We start from the raw sequence: 22499 nt of genomic DNA, 5'->3' as shown, positions 1-22499 counted from the left end.
GGGCGGTGAAGCGAGGAAGGACTGCAGATGCACTTCACGCGCAGGGCGCTCTCGACCGCGCTTCTCGCCCTCGGCGGCCTGTGGTCGCCGCTCGCCTCGGCCCAGGAACAGGCGCCCGGCGCGGTGCTGTTCGAGAACGTGCGCGTCTTCAACGGCAGCGGCGACCGGCTGTCGGCGCCCTCGAACGTGCTAGTGGTCGGTGACGTCATCAAGACGATCTCCGCCACCCCGATCGCCGATCCGCCCGGCGTTGCCGTGCAGCGGATCCGCGGCGGCGGCCGCACGCTGATGCCCGGCCTGATCGACAACCACTGGCACACGATGATGGCGGCAACCCCGCTGCCAACGCTGCTCGACGCCAACCTCGGCTACCTGAACCTGCTGGCCGCCGCGCAGGCCCATGCCACGCTGATGCGCGGCTTCACCACGGTGCGCGATCTCGGCGGGCCTTCGTTCGCACTCAAGCGCGCCATCGACGAAGGCCTCGTGCCGGGGCCCCGGATCTATCCCTCGGGCGCGATGATCACCATCACCGGCGGCCACGGCGATTTCCGCAGCACGAGTGAACTGCCGCGCCAGCTTGGCGGACCGCTGACCCACGCCGAGCTCATCGGCGGCAGCATGATTGCCGATTCACCCGACGAGGTGCGGGTGCGCGCCCGCGAGCAGTTCATGCTCGGCGCCTCGCAGATCAAGCTGACGGCCGGTGGCGGCGTCGCTTCGCCGCACAGCCCGCTCGACATTTCCACCTTCGACGAAGACGAACTGAAGGCAGCAGTGCGAGCGGCCAGCAACTGGGGCACCTACGTCGCCACCCACGCCTACACGCCGGCGGCGATCCAGCTTGCGATCGCCGCCGGCGTCAAGGTCATCGAGCACGGCCACCTGATGGACGAGCCGACCGCGCGACTGATGGCCGAAAAGGGCATCTGGCTGAGCTTCCAGCCCTTCACCGACGACGGCCACACGCCGCCGTTGGCGCCAGCCAACCTGGCGCGACTCAAGCAGGTCCAAGCCGGCACCGAGCGCACCGTGGAGCTGGCCAGGAAGTACAAGATCAAGACGGCCTTCGGTACCGACGTCCTCTTCTCGCCCGCCGGTGCGGCCAGGCAGGGCGAACTGCTGGTCACGATGGGCCGCTGGTACAGCGCGCCGGAGGTGCTGGCGATGGCCACCGCCACCAACGGCCAGCTGCTGAAGCTGTCGGGCCCGCGCGATCCCTACCCCGGCAAGCTGGGCGTGGTGGAAGAAGGCGCCCTCGCCGACCTGCTGCTGGTCGACGGCGACCCGCTCGCCCGGCTGCAATTGCTCGCGGAGGCTGACAAGAACTTCCTCGTCATCATGAAGAACGGCAAGGTCTTCAAGAACCGGGGGCCTTGACGCCTTAGCCGGTCGACGCCGAAGCCAGCTCCGGCTGCGCATCGAAACGATCGAAGCCGGTGTAGGCGATGAAGTGTCGGTTCACCGCGCGACCAAACAGCGCCAGCCCGAGCCGCTGCGCCAGCTGGTAGCCCATCTGCGTGATGCCCGAGCGCGAGACGACGATCGGCACGCCCATCTGGGCCGACTTGATCACCATCTCGCTGGTCAGGCGACCGGTCGTGTAGAAGGCGGTGTCGCGCGCGCTGACGCCGTTCATCCACATCCAGCCGGCGATGGTGTCGATCGCGTTGTGGCGGCCGACGTCTTCGACGAAGCTGAGCAGTTCGGCGCTGTCGGCACCGACGCGGAACAGCGCGCAGCCATGCACCGAGCCGGCCGACTTGTAGGTGCTCTCCTGCTGCCGCATCGCCTCGAGCAGCGCCAGCAGCGCGCGCTGGCTGATGCGCGCCTCGTCCGCAGGCGGCAGCTCGATGCTGTCGAGCTCGTTCATCAGCGAGCCGAACACCGTGCCCTGGCCGCAGCCGGTGGTCACGACGCGCTGCGCGGTGCGGGCCTCGTAGTCGGGCAGGCCGCCGCGCGTGTGCACCGCCGCGGCGCCGACCTCCCAGTCGACGGTGATCGACCGGATCTGGCCCGGCTCGCTGGTCAGCCGCTGGTTGCGCAGGTAGCCCAGCACCAGCAACTCGGGCGCGGCGCCGAGCGTCATCAGCGTGACCAGTTCGCGCTTGTCGACGTAGACCGTCAGCGCGCGCTCGGCCGGAATCTGCAGCGTGCGGCGCGCGCCATGCTCGTCGATGACCTCGACCTCCTGCGTGAGCTCGGCGGCGGCTTGGGTGAGGTGGGGCAGTGAACTCATGAGCAAGAAGGCAGGATCGGCGGCCAAGCAGCCACAAATGCAACGGGCCGCCGAAGCGGCCCGCGGGCGTGGCAGCGCAGCAGTATGCGCGCTACTTCCTGGCCTCGGAGGCAGGCTTGGCCGGCACCTTGGCCGTCGCCTGCTGGGCGGCGGTCTGCGTCGTGCTCGGCGGGCTGGCCGCGGTGGTGGTCGGCGAGTGGGCACCCGCGGCCTCGAGCGGTGGCGCCGGCGGCACGAAGGGGCCGGGGTCAGCGCAGGCCGGGGTCTCGGTCGGCGGCTTGACGTCCTTGCCGGCCGCCTTGGCGCTCTTCTGGTAGTGGGCCGCGGTGCGGTCCATCGACTTGCAGAGCTGGTAGTTGGCGACCTTGTCCGACCAGGCGGTCTTGGCCCTGGCCTCGTCGGCCTTGAGCTTGGCCTCCGGCGACGGCGGCGGCAGCTTGGACCAGGCCGGCGCGGCCAGCAGACCACTGGCCAGTGCCAGCATGAGAAGGTGGCTACGTTTCATCGGCTTCGTCTCCGCTGTGCGTCTTGTCAGGCCAGCGCCGGCGGGCCATCGGCCGCGGCATCGCTGCGCTGGGCCGGGATCTTGCCGGCCTTGATGTCGTCGTACCAGAGTTCGTGGTGCTGCCTGGCCCAGGCCTCGTCGACCTGCCCGGTCTTCATCGCGTCGAGCGCGCCCTCCATGCCGAGCGTGCCCATGTAGATGTGGCCGAGGAACAGCGCCACCATCAGCAATGCCGCGCTGGCGTGGATCATGTGGGCGACCTGCATCTCGGGGCGCAGGTACGACAGGCCGGGAATCAGCTTGTCGAGCCACAGGCCGGAGCCGACCACGACCAGGCCGAGGCCGAACACGCCGGCCCAGAAAATCAGCTTCTCGCCGGCATTGAATCGATGCGAGGGCACGTGCTTGCCGCTGAACAGGCCGCCGCCCTTGAGCAACCAGTCGAGATCGCCGCGCGCTGGCAGGTTGTCACGCACGAAGGTGAAGATCATCACCAGCAGCGAGACCGCGAACAGCGGGCCGGCGAAGTTGTGGATGTTCTTCAGCGCGTAGGCCAGCCAGCCGAACAGCGTGCCGCCGAGGATCGGCAGCAACAGCGCCTTGCCGAACACCATCACCAGCCCCGAGACCGCGAGCAGCACGAAGGCCAGCGCGTTGCTCCAGTGCGCCGCACGCTCGAAGTAGGTGAAGCGCTCGATCTTGCGGCCGGTGGCCGGGCCCTCGAAGCGCACGCCGCCCTTGGTGAAATGGAACAGCGCGATCGCCAGCAGCGTGACGAACAGCACCGCACCGCCGTAGGGGATGATCAGCTTGTTGCGCACCTGTCGCCAGGCCTCGCCGGCGGTCAGGTAGAGCGTGCCCGGGTACTTGACGAAGGGCTGGATCAGCACGCCCTTCTCGGCCCCTGGCAGGTTGCTGATGCCGGGCTGGCTGCCGGACTGCTGGACGTTGCGCCAGAACGGCGCGTTGTTGAGCGGCTGGCTGCGCGCGCGCTCGGCGTTGGTGTCTTCGGGGCGCGGCGCGGGCATCGCGGCAGCGGCGGCCGGCGCAGCCGCGCCGGGGGCCGAAGCCGCAGGTGCGGCCTGCGCGATCGCCAGCGTGGTCGCGGCCGCCAGCCCGGCACCAAGCAACCAGCGCCGGACCGAGGCGAAGTGGGAGGCGCGCATGTCAGCCCCCCTTGCCCTGGATGCGGACGTACTCGTTCTGGTTCTGGCTGCGCGCGCGCATGTGGCGCTCCCAGCTGGCCTGGTCGCCCGGCGTCCAGCCGGCGGCCTTGAAGCCGCTGCTACTGCCCGCGGCCCAGGCCTCGGTGCCGGCCTGCTGGCGCTGCTCCTGGCGCGTCTGGGCCGGGTTCTGCCGTTCGCCGCAGGCGCCGAGCAGCAAGGCCGCGCCGATCGCCAGCGCAGCCGAAGAAAGCCTGAGCGCCGCACTCATGACTTGCCAGCCTCGGTCTTGGCGGCAGGCGGCTTGCCGCCGCCGTAGGCCGTGCCCCAGCCCCAGACCTCGGCGCCCTTGCCACGCTGCAGCACGCGGGTGCGGAAGATCTCGGCCAGCTCGTCGCCGTCGCCACCGAGCAGTGCCTTGGTCGAGCACATCTCGGCGCAGGCCGGCAGCTTGCCTTCGGCCAACCGGTTGCGGCCGTACTTCTCGAACTCGGCCTCCGAGCCGTGGGCCTCGGGGCCGCCGGCGCAGAAGGTGCACTTGTCCATCTTGCCGCGCAGGCCGAAGGTGCCGTTGGTCGGGAACTGCGGCGCGCCGAAGGGACAGGCGTAGCTGCAGTAGCCGCAGCCGATGCAGATGTCCTTGTCGTGCAGCACCACCCCGTCGTCGGTGCGGAAGAAGCAGTCGACCGGGCAAACCGCCATGCAGGGCGCGTCGCTGCAGTGCATGCAGGCCACCGAGATGCTGCGCTCGCCCGGCACGCCGTCGTCGAGCGTGACCACGCGGCGCCGGTTGACGCCCCATGGCACCTCGTGTTCCGACTTGCAGGCGGTGACGCAGCCGTTGCACTCGATGCAGCGCTCGGCGTCACAGATGAATTTCATGCGGGACATGTCGGCTCCTTAAGCGTTGGCGCGTTCGATCTGGCAGAGCGTGGTCTTCGTCTCTTGCATCATCGTCACGCTGTCGTAGCCATAAGTGGTCGCGGTGTTGATCGCCTCGCCGCGCACGATCGGCACCGCACCGTCGGGGTAGTAGGGCGCGAGATCGACGCCCTGCCATTTGCCCGAGAAGTGGAAGGGCAGGAACACCGTCTGGCGGTCGACCCGCTCGGTGACCAGCGCCTTGACGCGGATGCGGGCGCCGGTCGGCGTGCTGACCCAGACCTGCTCGCCGTTGCGGATGCCGCGGTCGTTGGCGACCGCCGGGTTGAGTTCGACGAACATGTCCTGCTGCAACTCGGCCAGGTAGCGGTTGGAGCGCGTCTCCTCGCCGCCGCCCTCGTACTCGACCAGCCGGCCCGAGGTCATGATCAGCGGGAACTTCGTGCTGATGTCGGCGTTCTTGCCCTGGACCGACTTGAACAGCGTCGGCAGGCGCCAGAAGGCCTTGCGGTCGTCGTGCGTGGGGTACTTGGCGACCATGTCGGGCCGGTTGCTGAACAGCGGCTCGCGGTGCTGCGGGATCGGGTCGGGGAAGTTCCAGACCACCGCGCGCGCCTTGGCGTTGCCGAAGGGATGCACGCCGTGGTTCTGCATCGAGACGCGGATGATCCCGCCCGAAAGGTCGGTCTTCCAGTTCTTGCCCTCGGCCGCCTTCTGCTCCTCGGGGGTGAGCTCTTCCCACCAGCCGAGCTTCTTGAGCATTACCGAGTCGATCTCGGGGTAGCCGGTCGTGATGTCGGAGCCCTTGCTGTGCGAGCCGTCCTCGGCCAGCAGGTTCTTGCCCTCGCGCTCGACGCCGAAGTTGGCGCGGAAGTTGCCGCCGCCTTCCATGACGTGCTTGCTGGTGTCGTAGAGGTTGGGCGTGCCCGGATGCTTGAGCGCCGGCGTGCCGTAGCAGGGCCAGGGCAGGCCGAAGAAGTCGCCGTCGAGCTTGTAGCCGGTGGCCTTGTCGATGCCGCCCTGCGCGCGCAACGTGGTCGCGTTGAACACGTTCATGTTGCGCATGTGGGCCTGCAACCGCTCCGGGCTCTGGCCGGTGTAGCCGATGGTCCAGACGCTCTTGTTGATCTCGCGCAGGATGTCCTCGGGTGAAGGCTCGGCCATGCCGCCGCGGCCCGGCACCATCTTGATGTTCTTGACCAGCTCCTTCTCGAAGCCCAGCTTCTGCGCCAGCTGGTACATGATCATGTGGTCGTTGCGGCTCTCCCACAGCGGCTCGATGACCTGCTCGCGCCACTGGATCGAGCGGTTCGACGCGGTGCACGAGCCGCTGGTCTCGAACTGCGTTGTGGCTGGCAGCAGGTAGACCGCGCGCTTGGGGTTCTGCTCGTCGGCCTTGCCGGGCATCGCCGCCATCGCCGCGGTCGCGCTCGGGAAGGGATCGACGACGACCAGCAGGTCGAGCGCGTCCATCGCCTTCTTCATCTCGAGACCGCGGGTCTGCGAGTTCGGTGCATGGCCCCAGAAGAACAGCGCGCGCAGGTTGCTGTCCTGGTCGATCAGCTCGTTCTTCTCGAGCACGCCGTCGATCCAGCGCGAGACCGTCATGCCGGGCTTGTTCATCATGCCCGGCGCGTACTGCTTCTTGATCCAGTCGAAGTCGACGCCCCAGACCTTGGCGAAGTGCTTCCAGGAGCCGTCGGCCAGGCCGTAGTAGCCGGGCAGCGAGTCGGGGTTGGGGCCGACGTCGGTGGCACCCTGCACGTTGTCGTGGCCGCGGAAGATGTTGGCGCCGCCACCGCTGACACCGATGTTGCCCAGCGCCAGTTGCAGCAGGCAGGAGGCGCGCACGATCGCGTTGCCGATGGTGTGCTGGGTCTGGCCCATGCACCAGACGATGGTGCTCGGCCGGTTCTGGCTGAGGATGGTGGCGACCTTCAGCGTGGTCGCGCCGTCGACGCCGCAGACCTCCTCGACCTTCTCGGGCGACCACTTGGCGAGGATGTCCTCGCGCACCTTGTCCATGCCATAGACACGGTCGTTGATGTACTTCTTGTCTTCCCAGCCGTTCTGGAAGATGTGCCACATCACGCCGAACAGGAACGGGATGTCGGTGCCCGAGCGGATCCGCACGTACTCGTCGGCCTTGGCCGCGGTGCGCGTGAATCGCGGATCGACCACGATCATCTTGCAGCCCTTCTCCTTGGCATGCAGCATGTGCAGCATCGAGACCGGATGTGCCTCGGCAGCGTTGCTGCCGATGTACATCGCAGCCTTGCTGTTCTGCATGTCGTTGTAGGAGTTGGTCATCGCACCGTAGCCCCAGGTGTTGGCAACACCCGCGACCGTGGTCGAGTGACAGATCCGCGCCTGGTGGTCGCAGTTGTTGGTGCCCCAGAGGCTGACCCACTTGCGCAGCAGGTAGGCCTGCTCGTTGTTGTGCTTCGAGGAGCCGACCACGAACAGCGCGTCGGGGCCGCTCTGCTGGCGGATCTCGAGCATCTTCTTGGAGATCTCGTCGAGCGCGACGTCCCAGCTGATGCGCTGGTACTTGCCGTCGACCAGCTTCATCGGGTACTTGAGGCGGTACTCGCCGCGACCATGCTCGCGCAGTGCCGCACCCTTGGCGCAATGGGCACCGAGGTTGATCGGCGAGTCGAACACCGGCTCCTGGCGCATCCAGACGCCGTTCTCGACCACTGCGTCGACCGCGCAGCCCACCGAGCAGTGGCCGCAGACGGTGCGCTTGACCTGGATCTTGGACGCCGCCGCGCCTTCGGCGGCCTTGGGCGCGTCGGCGGCGCGCGCCTTGCGCACCAGCGTGAGCTGGGTGGCGGCGATGCCGGCGCCGACACCGAGGCCGGAGCGGCGCAGAAAGCTGCGCCGATCGAGCGTGGCGATCGGCCGGCGCGCGGCGCCGTCGAGACCGCGCACCAGCGACGAAACCATCGACGACGGGGAGGAAGAGGACGCGAGATTCGCGTCGGAAGGCTTGCGGGTCAGCAACATGGCGGCGCTCCTCGCTTCAGACCTTGGCGGTCTGGTAGTAGCGCTTGACATGCGCGGTGAGCTGGTAGCCCTGACGCTCCTCGGCTGCCGCGACGGCAGGGGCCTGGACCACCTCGACCGGCTCGGCGGCCGGCAGCAAACGACTGGCGGCCACTGCCGCGACGCCGGCGGCGCCCGCGCCGATCAGCAGGCCGCGGCGGCCAACGGCGGCACCGGGCTGGTTGGCACTCTGGGTCTTGTCCATGCTCTGTCTCCTGGCATGACGAACGCGACACGCGCGCCCATCCGAAAGCTGGGGTTCTTTCTTGAGTATGCGCAATCGTGCATAGGGGTCAACGGGGATCGACCCGATTCCGAGCCAGCGGGTCGGAATCGATGCGCCAATCGCACGTCGCGGGCCGCGACGCTACAGATCGAGCAGGTCGAAACCCTGCCGTTCGACCGCGAAGAAGTCACGCGCAAACAACGCCAGCGCGCGGTAGAAGTCGGCCTTCGGGTGTTCGGCGATCTGCGCCGTCAGCGCTTCGACCCAACCCGCCAGGTGCGCCATGAAGAAGCGCTGCTGCGAAGGCAGCGAGCCGGCGGCGGCATCGGCACCGGCGATCAGGTAGCGCATCAGTTCGCACAGCACGGCGATGTGGTCCTCGGTCTCGGTCGTGGCCGGATCGCGCTCGAGTCCGAGTTCGGCCAGGTCGCTGCGCAAGGCCACCAGCGGCCGGTCGTTGATGGCACCGGCGAGGTGGAAGGACGAGAACAGGAAGATTTCCGGCTTGCCAACGCCCTGGAACAGCGCGTCGTACTCGCGCGCCACCACCTCGCGCGGCAGGCGCCGCGAGGCCGCCACCACTTCCTGCCAGGACGACTCGAGCAGCGCCCCCGGCGCCGGCGCCTCGGTGGCCGCGACCTGGATCTGCGCGTAGAGATCGGTCGAGGGTGCGGCGTAGAACAGCGCGGCGAGCAGGCCATAGACCTCGGCGCGGGCGAGTTCCTCGCGCTCGTCGGGGCGCTCGGCAAAGGCGATCGGTTGCGGCTTCATCTTGTGGTCGCGTGCGCGCTCAAAGGTCCGTGATCCGCACTTCCTGCGGGTTGGTGTAGATGTCGACCACGCGGCAGTCGCCGCACATCTTGAGCCGCTCGCCGGCGGCGCCGGCGAAGGCCGGATGGGCGCCGAGCCTGGCGATGATGGCCTCGATCGCGCGCAGCGTGCCGAAGGGCTTGCCGCATTTCACGCAGGCGTAGGGCGCCATCTCGTGCAGCACACGCGGCGCCTTGCGCGCCTTGCCGCCGTCGGCCAGCCAAAGGCGCGGTTCGAGCGTGAGCGCCTGCTCCGGGCAGGTGCCGACGCAGAGACCACATTGCACGCAGTTCTTTTCGGTGAACTTGAGCTGCGGCCGCTCGGGGTTGTCGCCGAGCGCGCCGGCCGGACAGGCGCCGACGCAGCTCAGGCACAGCGTGCATTTGTCGGTGTCGATCGCGAGGCTGCCGAACGGTGACGCGGCGCCGAGCGGCACCGCAGCAGGTGCCTCGGCCAGCGGCGAGCGTTCGATGAAGTGATCGATCGCCAACTCCAGCGTTGCGCGCTTGTCGTTCTGCACCGCAAAGCTCGCCTGCGGCGGCAACGCCGACAGCGCGGGCAGTTCGGCCAGGCCGGCATGCAGGGCGGCGTCGAGCGCGGCGGCGTCGCGGACGTCGATCAACCGGAAATGGGTGCCACTGAAGCCAAGACCCTGAAGCAGTTCTTCAGCAAGCGCGAGCTGCGCCGACACCGCACGCCGGTAGTCCGGTGCTTCCTCCTCGCTCATCAGCACCCAGACCGCCGCCGCGCCTTGCGCCACCGCGGCCAGCCACAGATCGAGGCCGACCGAGGCCGTATGCCACAGCGCCAGCGGCAGCACCCGCGGCGGCACGCCGCGCAGTGCCGGCGTGCCAGCAGGCGCGGTACGGCCCGGGCCGGCGTGCTTCGTACCCGCCGCCGCGCGTCCGAGCGCCTCGACCAGCTGCTGGCCCGCGCCCTGGCTGTGCAGCAGCAGCACCGGCGCATCGCTGGCCGCGCGGCGATAGGCGCCGACCAGCGTGCGGATCGTCTCGCCCTGGTGCGCCGGCGCCGGGTAGCGATAACTCAGCGCGCCGCTCGGGCAGACCGTGGTGCAGGCGCCGCAGCCCACGCACAGGTGCGGCTCGACGCGAATGCCGCCGCGACCCGGGCCGTCGACCTTGGCCAGGCTGGTGATCGCCTGCGCCGAGCAGACCTCGATGCAGGCCGTGCAGCCATCGCGCTCGTTGCGACTGTGGGCGCAGACGCTCTGGCGGTAGTCGAAGAACTTGGGCTTCTCGAACTCGCCGACCGCGTCGCGCAGTTCGATCACGGCCCTCGTCAGCGCGGCCGCGCCGGCCTGCGCCGCCGCCCCTTGTGTGCCGCCTTGCAGCGGCACGTGCCAGTAACCCTGCGGCGGCGCATGCAGCGCGATCTGCGGCTCGCTGCCCAGGTCGAGCACCAGGTCGTAGCGTTCCTTGTGCACCTGCGGCGCGCGCTCGAAGCTGATCGCGCCGACCGCGCCGCAAGCCGCCACGCAGTCGCGGTGGTTGGTGCAGCGCGAGAGGTCGATCTGGTAGGCCAGCGAGATCGCGCTCTCCGGGCAGGCCGTGACGCAGGCGTTGCAGCGCGTGCAGAGATCGAGGTCGATCGGATTGGCGCTTTCCCACTCCACCTCGAAGGAGCCGAGCCAGCCGCCCAGCCTGGTGACGCGCCCGGCGGCCACCGGCAGCGTGCGCATCTGCGCCAACTCTCCGCCGGCCTCGGTGACCAGCAGCGACACATCGAGCCGGTCGGCCAGCAGCGCCGCCGCGGCCTGCGCATTGGCCGCGCTGCCGATCACCAGGCAGCGACCGCCGCTGCGATAGCTCACGCTAGTCACCGGATCGGCCTGCGGCCGCTGCGCCGCCTTGATCAGCGCCGCGAGCTTGGGCACCAGCGCCGCCGGCTGCGCACGCGCCGCCGCGCTCCAGCCGCCGCTCTCGCGCAGGTTGACGAAGCGGATCGGCCGCTCGGCCACCGGCCGCGCACCCTCGGTCTGCTCGTTCAGTTCGAGGAACAGCCGCTGCTCCTGCGTGCAGGCGACCAGCAACTCCTCGCCGCTCTTGGCCGCGCGCTGGAACTCCGGCGCCTGCTGGCGGCACAGCAGCTGGTGGACCGTCTCCAGCCCGTCGCTTGAGTCAGCCAGTGCCTTCTGGAGCGCCGGGCCGTCGATCGGGATCGTCTGGTTGCAATTGCAGATCAGGGTCTTCATCGGGGGGCGTGTTGGCTGGGCCGTCCACCGGGGCGGTGGCTTCGACCTCGCTGCTGGATACGGGTGCCGCGTCGGGCGCAGTCGCGGGTGCGACGGCAGTCACCGGTTGCTGCACCGGCTTCTCTTCGTCTTCCTCGAACAGGCGCAGGAACTTGGACTGATTCATCTGGCGCAGCATCGACTCCGGGATCGGGTCGGGCTTGCCGTAGTCGTCGATGTAGGTATCGAGTCCGTCCATCACGTTGAAGTGCGGATCGGCGAACAGTTTTTTCAGCGCGGCGCGCTGGACGCCGGCATCGACGCCGGGCTTGATGAAGCGCGAGACCTCGTCGCCGGGCGCGAGCAGCGCGACGTCCTCGAGCGTGGGCGCGGGAGGTGCCTGCTCGGCCGCCGGCAGCGCCGCCGGCAGCGCCGCCGGCTCGACGGCGACGGGCGCGGGGGTGGCGCCGGCCACCGGCGGCACAACGGCCGGCACCACCGCCGGCTCCTCGCGCCGCTGCTCCGCCTTGCGCCGCGACCAGCGGGAAAAGAAGCCGCCGTCGGCCGGATCGGATTCGCGCTCAGGGGCGGTCATCGCGCTAGCTCCGCTTGGCCGGCTCGACAAAGGACTGCGGCCGCCGGCGCTGCTTGGGCTCCGGCCGGTAATGCCGGTCGTTGAACTCCTGCAACCAGTCGCGCACCTCGGCCGGCAGCGGCAGGTTGTCGACCCGCTCCTGCGCGTCGAGCAGGCGGCCAGCCTCGTTGTACGAGAGGGTCACGATCTCGGGCCAGGCGCGCGAAGGGTCTTCATCGTCGATGCGCCACATCACGAACCAGACCGGCCCGCCGCTGCTGAGGTTGAGGTAGTAGCCCTCGCCCTCGTCGGCAAAGAGTTCGAGCTTGAAGCCGGGGTAGAGCGTGCGCCGGAACTTGCCGTCGTCGCGCAGCACGCGCGGCTCGGTGCCGAAGCTGGCGTCGTCCTGCACCACCTCGGCGATCGTGAAGCGCCAGTCCTCCCAGCGGTTGGGCTGCGCCTCGCGCTCGATCACGACGGCGACCTGGAGAAAGGGCCGATCGCTGCTCATGGCAAAAGCCGAGCTGTGTCCGGAGGATCGCCGACGAGCGCCGGGTCGATCGACGAGACGGGCACGTTCCAGCTGCGAAGCACTTCTTGACGCAATGCGTCTGCTTCACCATCCGCGTCATCACACGCGAGGTAGGGCACTGCTAGCGCGCAGTGTTGGTCGCGATACGGCGCAACAGACCGCATCGCCTGCAACGCGCGCGCTACGGGAACTGGTTGCTTGCGGAGCATTGCCTCGGCAATCGGCAGCAAGGTTGCGACGACCGGATGCCGGAAGCTGTTGGCCCAAAACGTAAGCATGGCACTAAGACTGGCCTGATCAATCGACTCCCCGCGCGGCGGTCGGCAGATCTCGTGCAGAACCGCGAACGCAGCGTTCGGGGAAATGAGCGCGCCCTGCTCGATGAGCTTCCTCCACTGCGACTCGTCGCGGTAGGGGAAGTTGCAGTCGATCGACTCGATGAACTCGATCTCGGTCATGTGCGACAAGCGCCCGACGCCAGATGCCACCTAGGCACTCAGGTGTTCTTCGAGATGTTGATGCTCGGGAACTTCGCCGAGTAGTCCTTGGCCTTCTCGGCGATCTTGACCGCCACCTTGCGCGCCACCGTCTTGTAGAGCGCGGCAATCTCGCCGTCGGGCTCGCTGACCACGGTCGGGCGGCCGCTGTCGGCCTGCTCGCGGATGCTCATCGCCAGCGGCAGGCCGCCGAGGTAGTCGACGCCGTACTGCTCGCTCATCTTCCTGCCACCCTCGGCGCCGAAGATGTGCTCGGCGTGGCCGCAGTTCGAGCACACATGCACCGACATGTTCTCGACGATGCCGAGGATCGGCACGCCGACCTTCTCGAACATCTTGAGGCCCTTGCGCGCGTCGAGCAGCGCGATGTCCTGCGGCGTGGTCACGATTACCGCGCCGGTCAGCGGCACGCGCTGGCTCAGCGTGAGCTGGATGTCGCCGGTGCCGGGCGGCATGTCGACGATCAGGTAATCCAGGTCCTTCCAGTTGGTCTGCTTGAGCATCTGCTCGAGCGCCTGGGTGGCCATCGGGCCGCGCCAGATCATCGGGTTGTCGGCCTCGACCATGAAGCCCATCGACATGATCTGCAGCCCGTAGTTCTCGAGCGGCTCCATGGTCTTGCCGTCCTCGCTCTCGGGGCGGCGATCGACGCCGAGCATGGTCGGCTGGCTCGGGCCATAGATGTCGGCATCGAGCATGCCCACGCGCGCACCCTCGGCGGCCAGCGCCAACGCGAGGTTCACGGCGGTCGTGCTCTTGCCGACGCCGCCCTTGCCCGAGGCCACGGCGACGATGTTCTTGACGCCCGGCAGCAACGGCACGCCGCGCTGCGCCGCGTGCGAGACCACCTTGCTGGTGATGTTGACGCTGACGTTGCTGACGCCGGCCACGCTGCGCGCGCCGTCGATCAGCAGCTTGCGCAGCGTCGCGATCTGGCTCTTCGCCGGGTAGCCGAGCTCGACATCGAAGCTGAGGTCGCCGCCCTCGAGCCTGAGATTCCTGAGCTGCTTGCCGGAGACGAAGTCCTTGCCGGTGTTCGGGTCGATGACGGTGCGCAGCGCGTCGAGCACGGCGCTTTCTGAAACGGGCGTGGACAGGGACATGGAAACCTATGAAGTGGACTGCACAGCAACGTTCAGTCTAGCCGCGCCTCGCATGTCCCCTCGGGCCTGCAGGCCGCTCGCTGCCTAGAATCAGGGTTTTCCACCAAGCGTCACGCGCACAAGCTCATGGCTTGTCGCGGCCACGCCGCAGCTCCTGCCTGTCATGCCGCGCCAGCTCTTCGTCACAACCGCCCTGCCCTACGCCAACGCGCCGTTCCATGTGGGCCACATGATGGAGTACATCCAGGCCGACATCTGGGTGCGTTTCCAGCGCATGCAGGGTCACGAGGTGCACTTCGTCTGCGCCGACGACGCGCATGGCGCGCCGATCATGATCGCCGCCGAGAAGGCCGGCCAGACGCCGCAGGAGTTCGTCGCCGCGATCGCCGCCGGGCGCAAGCAGTACCTCGACGGATTCCACATCGCGTTCGACCACTGGCACTCGACCGACGGCCCCGAGAACCACGCGCTGGCGCAGGACATCTACCGTGCGCTGCGCAAGGCCGGGCTGATTGCCGAGCGCACCATCGAGCAGTTCTTCGATCCGCTGAAGAACATGTTCCTGCCCGACCGCTACATCAAGGGCGAGTGCCCGAAGTGCGGCGCGAAGGACCAGTACGGCGACTCGTGCGAGGTCTGCGGCGCGGTCTACAGCCCGACCGAGCTCAAGAACCCGTACTCGGCACTCAGCGGCGCGGCGCCGGTGATGAAGAGCAGCGTGCACTACTTCTTCCAGCTCTCGTCGCAGCGCTGCATCGACTTCCTCAAGGACTGGACGCACGCGCCCGGCCGGCTGCAACCCGAGGTGCTCAACAAGATCAGCGAGTGGTTCGCGGTCGACGAACTCGGCCACGGCGGCCTGGCCGACTGGGACATCAGTCGCGACGCACCCTACTTCGGGATCCGCATCCCCGACACCGACGACAAGTACTTCTATGTCTGGCTCGATGCCCCGGTCGGCTACCTCGCCGCGCTCAAGGCCTACTGCGACCGCAGCGGCCGCGACTTCGACGCGCTGCTCGACCCTGCCGGCACGACCGAGCAGGTGCACTTCATCGGCAAGGACATCACCTATTTCCACACGCTGTTCTGGCCGGCGATGCTGCATTTCTCGGGTCGCAAGACGCCGGATCGCATCTACGTGCACGGCTTCATCACCGTCAGCGGCGAGAAGATGAGCAAGAGCCGCGGCACCGGCATCAGCCCGCTCAAGTACCTCGAGCTCGGCATGAACCCGGAATGGCTGCGCTACTACATCGCGGCCAAGCTCAACGCCAAGGTCGAGGACATCGACTTCAACCCCGATGACTTCGTCGCGCGGGTCAACAGCGACCTGGTCGGCAAGTACATCAACATCGCCAGCCGTGCGGCGGGCTTCATCACCAAGCGCTTCGACGGCCGGCTCGCGGCCGCGCTCGGCGCCGATGGCGACGCGGTGGTGGCGCAGCTCGCCGCCGCCAGCGACGCGATCGCCGCGCTGTTCGACGAACGCGAGTACGGCAAGGCGCTGCGCGAGATCATGGCGCTGGCCGACCGCGTCAACGAGTACGTCGACCAGCACAAGCCCTGGGAGCTGGCCAAGCAGACCGGGCAGGAGCAGGCGTTGCACGAAGCCTGCAGCACCTGCATCGAGGCCTTCCGCATCCTCAGCCTCTATCTGAAGGCGGTACTGCCTGCGCTGACAGCCGAGGTCGAAGCCTTCCTGCGCATCGAGCCGCTGCGCTTTGGCGATGCCGGCAAGCGCCTGGGCGCCCACTCCATCGGCAGCTACCAGCACCTGATGCAGCGCGTCGACCCCAAGCTGCTCGACGCACTCTTCGAGCCGGCCGCATCAGCGGTCGAAGAGGCACCCGCACCCGGCGGCGAGGACATCGCGCCGATCGTGACGATCGACGACTTCGGCAAGATCGACCTGCGCATCGCGCAGATCGTCGCCGCCACGCGCGTGGAAGGCTCGACCAAGCTGCTGCAGCTCACGCTCGACGTCGGCGAGGGCCGCACGAGGAACGTGTTCTCCGGCATCCAGAGCGCCTACACGCCCGAGCAACTGGTCGGCAAGTTCACGGTGATGGTCGCCAACCTGGCGCCACGCAAGATGAAGTTCGGCATCAGCGAGGGCATGGTGCTGGCCGCCAGCCATGCCGACGAGAAGGCCAACCCCGGCCTCTACGTGCTCGAGCCGTGGCCGGGCGCGACGCCGGGCTTGCGGGTGCGCTAGGGCCTGTTAACGCTACCGGAGGGCTCGCGCCCGGGCCGCGCAGGCCGCAGGGGTAGGCGCGAGGGAGGCCGCGTGCTCATGCACGCAACGACCGAGCAACGCCGCCCTGCGGCCTGCGCGACCCGGGCCCGAAGGGTGATCCCAGGAAACTGCGGCCCTCGGCGTTGCAAAGCTCGCCGGGGGGCCACCCAGGCTGCGCTTTGCGCCTTGATGGCCTTTGTTTCCTGGGTCACGCGAGCCCTCCGGTAGCGTTAACAGGCCCTAGCCGCCTCAACCAGCGGCACGGGAGGCGGCCGGCGCGCGCAGCTCGGCCAGCGCCTGCCTGATCACCTGGCTGCCACCGAACAGCGCGAGCATGCCCATCACGGCGGCCACCAGCAGGTCGGGCCAGGCGGTGCCGGTGCCGAAGACGCCGAGCGCGGCCAGCATCACCGCCAGGTTGCCCAGCGCGTCGTTGCGGCTGCAGACCCAGACCGAGCGCATGTTGGCGTCGCCGCCGCGATAGGCGTAGAGCAGCAACGCGACGCCGACGTTGACCGCCAGCGCGACCACGCCGACCAGTCCCATCGTCATCGGCTCCGGCACCACGCCCGCCGTTGCGCTCCAGGCCGCGCGGCCGAGCACGAAAAGGCCGAAGGCCGTCATCGTCAGCCCCTTGAGCAGCGCGACCCGGCTGCGCCAGACCATCGCGAAGCCGAGCACCGCCAGCGACAGCGCGTAGCTGACCGAGTCGCCGAAGAAGTCGATCGCGTCGGCCAGCAGCGAGACCGAGCCGGCCGCCAGGCCGGCACCGATCTCGAGCGCAAACATCGCGGCGTTCAGCGCCAGCGCGATCCACAGCGCGCGGCGAAAGGCGGCATCGCGGCGGGCGACGGGGCCGTGGTCGTGGTCGCAGCAGTCGGAAGACATCGTCGGGCCTCGGGCGTGGAATGAACTATGCGAGAGTGGAAACCTTGGAGCCACACCAAGGTCAAGTCCCCATGCGCATCAAGGAACTGGCCGCGCGCTGCCAGGTGCCGGTCGACACCATCCGCCACTACGAGAAGGCCGGCCTGCTCGGCCGCCCGGCGCGCAGCGCCAATGGCTACCGCCGCTACACCGAGGCCGACGCCGAGCGGCTGGTGCTGGTTCGCAACTGCCGCTCGCTCGACATGAGCCACGACGAGGTGCGCGAGCTGCTCGCCTTCATCGACCATCCCGCGCCCGACTGCGGCGCAGTCGACCGGGTCGTCGCCGCGCACCTCGAGCACGTGCGCAACCGGCTCGACGCGCTGAAGCGGCTCGAACAGCAGCTCGGCGGCTTGCTGGCGAGTTGCGGCTCGGCCCGCACGGGTGAAGGCTGCGCCATCGTCGCGGCGCTGGCGGCAGACGGCGAGCGCGGGGTGCCGGTCGCGCCCGGCGAGACCGGCACTCATGGCGGTCCGCGGCGCTCGCACTGACGGACGAGCGCCAGAAGCCGGCGCTCAGCCCCAGGTACGTGCCATCGCCTGCGCCGCGCGCTGCAGCGCCGGCACCTGGCGCAGCACCGCCTCGAGCGGCATCCGCACCGCGGGCGCCTGCAGCGCCAGCGCCATCCGCACCTCGTTGCCGCCGGCGGTGCGCACCGGCACCGCCACGCAGACCATGCCGGCAATGAACTCCTCGGCATCGACGCTGTAGTCCTGCTGGCGGATGCGCTGGAACTCGGCCTCGAGCGCGGCCGGCTCGGTGATGGTCTGCGGCGTGAGCCGCTCGCGCGGCATCTGCTCGACCAGCGCGCCGCGCTTGGCCGGCGTCATGTGGGCCAGGAACAGCTTGCCGCTGGCCGAGCAATGCATCGGCACCCGCGAGCCCGGCCTCAGCTCCATGCGCAGCGGAAACGCGGTCTCCACCCGGTCGAGGTACATCACCTCGGCGCCGGCCAGCGCGGTCAGGTTGCAGCTCTCGCCGACCTCGACCACCAGCTGGCGCAGCACCGCGCGCCGCAGGCCCTGCTGGGTGCTGCCGCGCATCAGCGTCTCGGCCAGCAGCAGCGCACGCTCGCCAAGCTGGTAGCGGCGGCCGTCGGGTTCGCGCGCGATCAGTCCGCCAGTCTCGAGTTGCTGCAGCATGCGGTGCACCGTGGGCTTGGGCCAGCCGCTGCCCTGCACCGCATCGGCCAGCGTGAAGGCGCGGTCGAGCCCGGCAAGTTGCTCCAGGAGCTCGATCAGGCGCAGGCCAGGCGTGCCGGCGTCGGGGGTTTCGGGTCGGGACATGCCTCATTGTCTCGTTTTTCGAGACGATTTCATATTTCTTTTCGGAATTAGTTGCCTGCTGCCCTAAGCTCCACCGTCTTCAAATTGCTCGCGCTCACCCCGATGTCTTCACCCCGCCCCTCCAACGTCGTGCTCACCGGTGCCTGCGGCGGCCTCGGCCAGGCGCTGGCGCGCGAGCTGCTGGCCGCCGGCAGCAAGGTGGCGCTGGTCGGCCTGCAGCGCGAGACGCTCGAGGCCCTGGCCACACTGGCGCCGGAGCGCAGCGCGATCTACCTGCTCGACGTCAGCGACAGCGCCGCCGTCAACGCGATGGCCGCCGACTGGTGCGCACGCTTCGGCACGCCCGACGCGGTGATCGCCAACGCCGGCGTCGCCGGCGGCTACCTGACCGAGGCGGCCGAGGACCTGGCGGTGATGCGCCGCATGCTTGAGATCAACCTGCTCGGCGTCGCCACCACCTTCCAGCCCTTCGTCGCACCGATGCGCGCGGCCGGCCGCGGCAGCCTGGTCGGCATCGCCAGCCTCGCCGGCTGGCGCGGCCTGCCCGGCAACGGCGCCTACTGCGCCAGCAAGGCAGGCCTCATCGCCTACCTGCAGAGCCTGCGCGCCGAGTTGCGCGCCGACGGCCTGCAGGTGCTGACCGTGCACCCCGGCTACATCCGCACCGCGCTGACCGCCGGCAACCGCTTCACGATGCCGGCCCTGCTCGAACCGCAGGACGCGGCGCGGCGCATCGTCGCCGCCGTGCGCGCCGGCCGCGAACAGCTGGTGATGCCGCGCCGGCTCGGCTGGCTGTCACGGCTCCTTTCGCTGCTGCCGGCACGCTGGCACGACCGCCTGCTCGGCGGCCAGCCGCGCAAGCCGCGCGCCGGCGAGGCCGGCGCCACCCCGATCCCTGGACTCACGCCCCCGGCCGCGCCGGGTGCACAGCCACATTCCGCAGAACACGAATCGAAGGCCAGACCATGAACGCCGTGCTTGCCCCCTCCCCCGTCGCCGCCACCGCCGCCGCCGAGGCGGCCACCGAGACGCTGATCGCCATCATCGGCGCCGGCCCCTCGGGCCTGGCCGCGGCGCGCAACCTGCAGAAGCTCGGCATCGGCTTTCGCGGCTTCGAGGCCCACAGCGATGTCGGCGGCCTGTGGGACATCGCCAACCCGCGCAGCACGGTCTACCACTCGGCGCACCTGATCTCGTCCAAGCGCACCACCGAGTTCGCCGAGTTCCCGATGGCCGATCACGTGGCCGACTACCCGAGCCACCGCGAACTGCGCGACTACTTCGCCGCCTTCGCCGACCATTTCAAGCTGCGCGAGCACTACCGCTTCGGCGTGCGCGTGCTCAAGGCCGAGCCGCTCGACGCGAGCGACAAGCCGCTGTGGCGCATCACCACCTCCGACGGCCAGAGCGCCGTCTACGCCGGCCTGGTCATCGCCAACGGCACGCTGTCCGAACCCACGCTGCCGAGCTTCAAGGGCCAGGAGAACTTCAAGGGCTCAATCCGCCACACCGCCGACTACAAGCATCCGAGCCTGTTCAGCGACAAGCGGGTGCTGATCGTCGGCGCCGGCAACTCGGGCTGCGACATCGCGGTCGACGCGGTGCACTACGCGCAGAGCGTCGACATCTCGCTGCGCCGCGGCTACTACTTCGTGCCCAAGTACGTGTTCGGCAAGCCGGCCGACACGCTCGGCGGCGCCATCAAGCTGCCGGCGCGTTTCAAGCAGGCGATCGACAGCGTGGTGCTCAAGTGGTTCACCGGCGACCCGGTGCGCTTCGGCTTTCCCAAGCCGGACTACAAGATGTACGAGTCGCACCCAGTGGTGAACTCGCTGGTGCTGTACCACGCAGGCCATGGCGACATCGGCGTGCGCGGCGACATCGACCACCTCGACGGCAACAGCGTCCACTTCAAGGACGGCACGGCGCGCGACTACGACCTGATCCTGTGCGCCACCGGCTACAAGCTGCACTACCCCTTCATCGACCACGCGCTGCTCAACTGGAAGGGCATGGCGCCGGGTCTGTTCCTCAACATCTTCCACCCGCGACTCGAGAACCTGTTCGTGATGGGCATGATCGAGGCCAGCGGCATCGGCTGGCAGGGCCGCTACGAGCAGGGCGAGCTGATCGCGCGCTTCCTCAAGGCGCGCGCCGACGGCAAGGCCGCCGCTGCCACCTTTGCCCAGCGCAAGACCGGCCCGCAGCCCGACCTCTCGGGCGGCTACAAGTACCTCAAGCTCGAGCGCATGGCGTACTACGTCCACAAGGACACCTACCGTGGCGCCCTGCGCGACGCGATCTCCGCCCTGAGCTGAGCCGGGAGGACACCGCATGCTGCCCGTCGACGAGGTCCGCCTCAACTTCAACCCCGCCTCGCTGGCGCTGCTGAACGCGATCCTCGCGTTCATCATGTTCGGCATCGCGCTCGACACCCGCGTCGCCGACTTCAAGCGCGTGGCCAAGATGCCGCTGGCGATGGCGGTCGGCATCGCGGCGCAGTTCCTGCTGCTGCCGGCCTTCACCTACGCGCTGACGCTGCTGCTCAAGCCGACGCCGAGCGTCGCGCTCGGCATGATCCTGGTCGCCTGCTGCCCGCCCGGCAACATCAGCAACGTTCTGACCCATCGCGCCGGCGGCAACGTCGCGCTGTCGGTCTCGATGACCGCGATCTCCAACCTGCTGTCGATCGTGCTGATGCCGCTGAACTTCGCGTTCTGGGGCAGCCTGAACCCGGCCAACGCGGCGCTGCTCAAGCAGATCGCGATCGACCCGGTCGAGATGGTGCTGCACATCGTGCTGATCATCGGCATCCCCTTCGCGCTCGGCGTGTTCGTGGCCGAGCGCTTCCCGCGCTTTGCCGACCGGGTCAAGGTCGGCGCGCGCCGCTTCAGCCTGTTCGCGCTGGTCGGCTTCATCCTCGCCGCGATCGCCGGCAACTGGCGCTACTTCCTAGACTACGTCGGCCTGGTGCTGGTCGCGGTCGCGATCCACGACGCGCTCGCCTTTGCCACCGGTTACGGCAGCGCGGCGCTGATGGGCCTCAAGGAGTACGACCGCCGCGCGGTCAGCTTCGAGGTCGGTGTGCGCAACGCCGGCCTCGGCCTGGTGCTGATCTTCAGCTTCTTCGGCGGCCTCGGCGGCATGGCGGTGGTGGCCGGCGTCTGGGGCTTCTGGGACATCATCGCCGGCCTCGTGCTGGCCAGCTGGTGGGGCCGGCGACCGGTGGCAGTGCCGAGGTCGGTGGCATGACCGTGCTGTTCGACTTCATGCGCGATGAGGCTTCGCACGGCGCCGGGCCGTCGTCCGGCGCACGCCGCGTTCTCGTCACCGGCGGCGACGGCTTCCTCGGTCGCGGCGTGGTGCGAACCCTGGCCGCGCTGCCGCGCTTCGAGGTCGTCTCGCTCGACGTGCGCGAGGTGCCGGCCGAGCGCCGCGCGCCAGGCGTGACCTACCGCACCCAGGACGTGCGCGACCCGCTGCTGCTCGACACCCTGCGCGAGCACGCGATCGACACAGTGGTCCACCTGGCTTCGATCGTCACGCCGGGCCGCGACAGCGACCGCGCCTTCGAGCATTCGGTCGACGTCGGCGGCAGCCGCAACGTGATCGAGGCCTGCGTCGCGGCCGGCGTGCGGCAGCTGGTGGTGTCCTCCAGCGGCGCCGCCTACGGCTACTACGCCGACAACCCCGAGTGGTTGGTCGAGACCGACGCGCTGCGTGGCAACGTCGCCTTCGCCTACTCCGACCACAAGCGCCAGGTCGAGGAGCTGCTGGCCGAGTTCCGCCACAGCGCGCCGCAGCTGCAGCAGACCGTGCTGCGCATCGGCACCATCCTCGGCGCGACCGTGAACAACCAGATCACCGCGCTGTTCGAGAAGAAGGCGTTGCTCGCGATCCGCGGCAGTGCCAGCCCCTTCGTCTTCATCTGGGACGAAGACGTCACCGCGATCATCGTGCGCGCGGTCACCACGCGCCGCGCCGGCGTCTTCAACGTCGCCGGCGATGGCGCACTCGGCATCCGCGAACTCGCCGCGCTGCTCGGCAAGCCGGTGCGCGAGCTGCCGGCCGCACTGCTGCGCGCCGCGCTCGCCGTGGGCCACGCGCTGCGCATCAGCCGCTACGGCCCCGAACAGCTCGACTTCCTGCGCTACCGCCCGGTGCTCGACAACGCGCGCCTGAAGAGCGAGTTCGGCTACCGGCCGGCCAAGACCAGCCGCGAGGCCTTCGAGGCCTGGATGCTGGCGCGGGGGCTGCAATGACCGGCGCCGCCCACG

22 protein-coding genes are annotated in these 22499 nt (G+C 69.2%); 7 read left to right on the top strand and 15 right to left on the bottom strand.

Annotation, left to right across the window (positions count from 1 at the left end):
- Window positions 1–27 precede the first annotated feature (27 nt).
- Window positions 28–1380, top strand: coding sequence for a metal-dependent hydrolase family protein (locus EV670_RS10145; protein WP_130431757.1), 1353 nt, complete (start codon window positions 28–30; stop codon window positions 1378–1380).
- 4 nt (window positions 1381–1384) lie between these two features.
- On the opposite strand, the gene EV670_RS10140 is transcribed toward EV670_RS10145, so the two are convergent.
- The 13 genes from EV670_RS10140 to apbC form a co-directional block, all read right to left on the bottom strand.
- Window positions 1385–2239 carry a formate dehydrogenase accessory sulfurtransferase FdhD gene (locus EV670_RS10140; protein ID WP_130431756.1) on the bottom strand — a complete coding sequence of 285 codons (855 nt, stop codon included), beginning with the start codon at window positions 2237–2239 and terminating at the stop codon, window positions 1385–1387.
- A 91-nt stretch (window positions 2240–2330) separates the two neighbouring features.
- Complete coding sequence (locus EV670_RS10135) at window positions 2331–2744, bottom strand: hypothetical protein (RefSeq protein ID WP_130431755.1); 414 nt, start codon at window positions 2742–2744, stop codon at window positions 2331–2333.
- Between the two features lie 26 nt (window positions 2745–2770).
- Window positions 2771–3910 (bottom strand): formate dehydrogenase subunit gamma, encoded by a 1140-nt coding sequence (locus EV670_RS10130; protein WP_130431754.1) that lies wholly within the window; start codon window positions 3908–3910, stop codon window positions 2771–2773.
- Window position 3911: 1 nt separating this feature from the next.
- Complete coding sequence (locus tag EV670_RS10125) at window positions 3912–4178, bottom strand: hypothetical protein (protein WP_130431753.1); 267 nt, start codon at window positions 4176–4178, stop codon at window positions 3912–3914.
- The gene (fdh3B, locus tag EV670_RS10120; protein WP_130431752.1) at window positions 4175–4798 is read right to left on the bottom strand and encodes a formate dehydrogenase FDH3 subunit beta; all 624 of its coding nucleotides are present in this window, start codon (window positions 4796–4798) and stop codon (window positions 4175–4177) included. Before fdh3B ends, EV670_RS10125 begins: the two co-directional genes overlap by 4 nt.
- A gap of 9 nt (window positions 4799–4807) precedes the next feature.
- A complete protein-coding gene (locus EV670_RS10115; protein WP_130431751.1) occupies window positions 4808–7798 on the bottom strand; it encodes a formate dehydrogenase subunit alpha in 2991 nt (996 codons plus the stop codon).
- A 16-nt stretch (window positions 7799–7814) separates the two neighbouring features.
- Complete coding sequence (locus EV670_RS10110; RefSeq protein ID WP_130431750.1) at window positions 7815–8042, bottom strand: formate dehydrogenase; 228 nt, start codon at window positions 8040–8042, stop codon at window positions 7815–7817.
- A 162-nt stretch (window positions 8043–8204) separates the two neighbouring features.
- The gene (locus EV670_RS10105) at window positions 8205–8834 is read right to left on the bottom strand and encodes a TorD/DmsD family molecular chaperone (RefSeq protein WP_130431749.1); all 630 of its coding nucleotides are present in this window, start codon (window positions 8832–8834) and stop codon (window positions 8205–8207) included.
- Between the two features lie 19 nt (window positions 8835–8853).
- Complete coding sequence (locus EV670_RS10100; protein WP_130431748.1) at window positions 8854–11085, bottom strand: 4Fe-4S dicluster domain-containing protein; 2232 nt, start codon at window positions 11083–11085, stop codon at window positions 8854–8856.
- Entirely contained in the window at window positions 11012–11659 is a 648-nt protein-coding gene (locus EV670_RS10095) for a DUF3306 domain-containing protein (protein ID WP_130431747.1), read from the bottom strand. The genes EV670_RS10100 and EV670_RS10095 overlap by 74 nt, the downstream gene beginning before the upstream one ends.
- Window positions 11660–11663: 4 nt before the next feature.
- Window positions 11664–12149: a DUF3305 domain-containing protein gene (locus EV670_RS10090; protein WP_130431746.1), complete on the bottom strand. Its 486-nt coding sequence runs from the start codon at window positions 12147–12149 to the stop codon at window positions 11664–11666.
- Window positions 12146–12628: a hypothetical protein gene (locus EV670_RS10085; protein WP_130431745.1), complete on the bottom strand. Its 483-nt coding sequence runs from the start codon at window positions 12626–12628 to the stop codon at window positions 12146–12148. The genes EV670_RS10090 and EV670_RS10085 overlap by 4 nt, the downstream gene beginning before the upstream one ends.
- Window positions 12629–12666: 38 nt before the next feature.
- Window positions 12667–13770: an iron-sulfur cluster carrier protein ApbC gene (apbC, locus tag EV670_RS10080; RefSeq protein WP_130431744.1), complete on the bottom strand. Its 1104-nt coding sequence runs from the start codon at window positions 13768–13770 to the stop codon at window positions 12667–12669.
- 163 nt (window positions 13771–13933) lie between these two features.
- Between apbC and metG the strand changes: the two genes are divergently transcribed.
- A complete protein-coding gene (gene metG, locus EV670_RS10075; protein ID WP_130431743.1) occupies window positions 13934–15988 on the top strand; it encodes a methionine--tRNA ligase in 2055 nt (684 codons plus the stop codon).
- Window positions 15989–16258: 270 nt separating this feature from the next.
- Here the strand turns inward: metG and EV670_RS10070 are convergent, their stop codons facing one another.
- Complete coding sequence (locus EV670_RS10070; RefSeq protein ID WP_130431742.1) at window positions 16259–16897, bottom strand: cation efflux transmembrane domain-containing protein; 639 nt, start codon at window positions 16895–16897, stop codon at window positions 16259–16261.
- A gap of 71 nt (window positions 16898–16968) precedes the next feature.
- On the opposite strand from EV670_RS10070, the gene EV670_RS10065 reads away from it, so the two are divergent.
- Window positions 16969–17427 carry a Cd(II)/Pb(II)-responsive transcriptional regulator gene (locus tag EV670_RS10065; RefSeq protein ID WP_165393293.1) on the top strand — a complete coding sequence of 153 codons (459 nt, stop codon included), beginning with the start codon at window positions 16969–16971 and terminating at the stop codon, window positions 17425–17427.
- Window positions 17428–17451: 24 nt separating this feature from the next.
- Here EV670_RS10065 and EV670_RS10060 read toward each other — a convergent pair whose 3' ends face one another.
- A complete protein-coding gene (locus tag EV670_RS10060; RefSeq protein WP_130431740.1) occupies window positions 17452–18222 on the bottom strand; it encodes an IclR family transcriptional regulator in 771 nt (256 codons plus the stop codon).
- A 102-nt stretch (window positions 18223–18324) separates the two neighbouring features.
- Here EV670_RS10060 and EV670_RS10055 point away from each other — a divergent pair, with 102 nt between their 5' ends.
- From EV670_RS10055 to EV670_RS10040, 4 genes are read left to right on the top strand one after another with little or no spacing between them, the layout of a single operon-like run.
- The gene (locus EV670_RS10055; protein ID WP_130431739.1) at window positions 18325–19191 is read left to right on the top strand and encodes an SDR family oxidoreductase; all 867 of its coding nucleotides are present in this window, start codon (window positions 18325–18327) and stop codon (window positions 19189–19191) included.
- A complete protein-coding gene (locus tag EV670_RS10050; protein ID WP_130431738.1) occupies window positions 19188–20540 on the top strand; it encodes a flavin-containing monooxygenase in 1353 nt (450 codons plus the stop codon). Before EV670_RS10055 ends, EV670_RS10050 begins: the two co-directional genes overlap by 4 nt.
- A gap of 16 nt (window positions 20541–20556) precedes the next feature.
- Window positions 20557–21474: a bile acid:sodium symporter family protein gene (locus EV670_RS10045; RefSeq protein ID WP_130431737.1), complete on the top strand. Its 918-nt coding sequence runs from the start codon at window positions 20557–20559 to the stop codon at window positions 21472–21474.
- Entirely contained in the window at window positions 21432–22484 is a 1053-nt protein-coding gene (locus EV670_RS10040; protein WP_341274605.1) for an SDR family oxidoreductase, read from the top strand. The genes EV670_RS10045 and EV670_RS10040 overlap by 43 nt, the downstream gene beginning before the upstream one ends.
- The last annotated feature ends 15 nt before the right edge of the window (window positions 22485–22499 follow it).

Source organism: Rivibacter subsaxonicus, assembly GCF_004217215.1.
GTDB lineage: Bacteria > Pseudomonadota > Gammaproteobacteria > Burkholderiales > Burkholderiaceae_C > Rivibacter > Rivibacter subsaxonicus.
This window is presented reverse-complemented; position numbering and strand designations above follow the sequence as displayed.